Origin of the sequence: Photorhabdus kayaii, assembly GCF_025384895.1 — a bacterium.
GTDB lineage: Bacteria > Pseudomonadota > Gammaproteobacteria > Enterobacterales > Enterobacteriaceae > Photorhabdus > Photorhabdus kayaii.
On sequence record NZ_JAJAFZ010000196.1, the window covers coordinates 1 to 965 of the forward strand.

Here is a 965-nt window from a genome sequence, read left to right on the forward strand (position 1 = left end):
ATACAAAAAATAAGATCAATTTTGCACTCACCAATAAATGACCTTATTGTGTATGACTTTTTCTTGCTTTTTCAGGGGAAAAAATAAACTCATCGCTTTTTCATCACATACCGGAATTAAAAGGCATGAATGCCGGATTTTCCAAAATAAACCAAACGTTGTAAATTATAGCAGGTTGCCTTCAGAGTCATCGCAAAAGTGGCTCGCAGCTGGCCTATCGTTCGGATAAATTTTTCACCCATCTGAGAGAATGAGCCAAAGATATGTTCTACTCGTGCCCGGGTTTTCGCTATTTTCTTATTTCGGCCTTTCTGACAGTCTGATAAGGGCTTATTGCGTGACGCTTTCCTCTGAATATGAACACGATAGCCCTGTTCCTTCAGCGCACGTTCACGCATCTGGCTGGCATACCCTTTATCAGCATAAATGTCCCGACTTGTATTTGACCGCTCCAAAACGGCTTCAAAAAACTGGCTATCATGGACAGCTGCGGTTCCTGTCGCGATGTGGCGGATCACTTTATATTTTGTATCGACATTAATGGTCAGTTTATAGCCAAAATAACTTTTACCGTTCTTTTTCGTCCAGGTTGCCTCGGTGTCTTTCTGGCATCGTTTGTTTGCTGTCCAGTTATCCGGGGTTTTACCCTGACGGATTTGTTCATTCTCTTCCTTCTTATTGTGCTGCTTAGGAACTGGAATCAACGTGGCATCAATGAGTTGACCCCCTCTAGGAATGAATCCCTGTGTCGAAAGCTGATGCTTCGCCTCTTCAAACAACGCTCTGGCACCTGCCTGGCCAATCCGTTTTTCGAAACACCAAATCGTGTTACGGTCTGGAATATTAATGACATCGGTCAAGCGACAAAAACGTTGCCAGCTCATTCGGTCAAGCAATTGATATTCCATCTTTTCATCGGAAAGATTATGGAAATGTTTCAGGATAATGATGCGAACCATCACCTC

The 965-nt window shown here is 43.0% G+C and carries 1 protein-coding gene; it reads right to left on the minus strand.

Translation table 11 applies throughout. The annotated features are described in order from the left end of the window. Positions 1–116 precede the first annotated feature (116 nt). Positions 117–965, minus strand: an 849-nt coding sequence (locus LGZ98_RS23855) for an IS5 family transposase (protein WP_262978744.1), incomplete at its 5' end; no start/stop codon positions are given.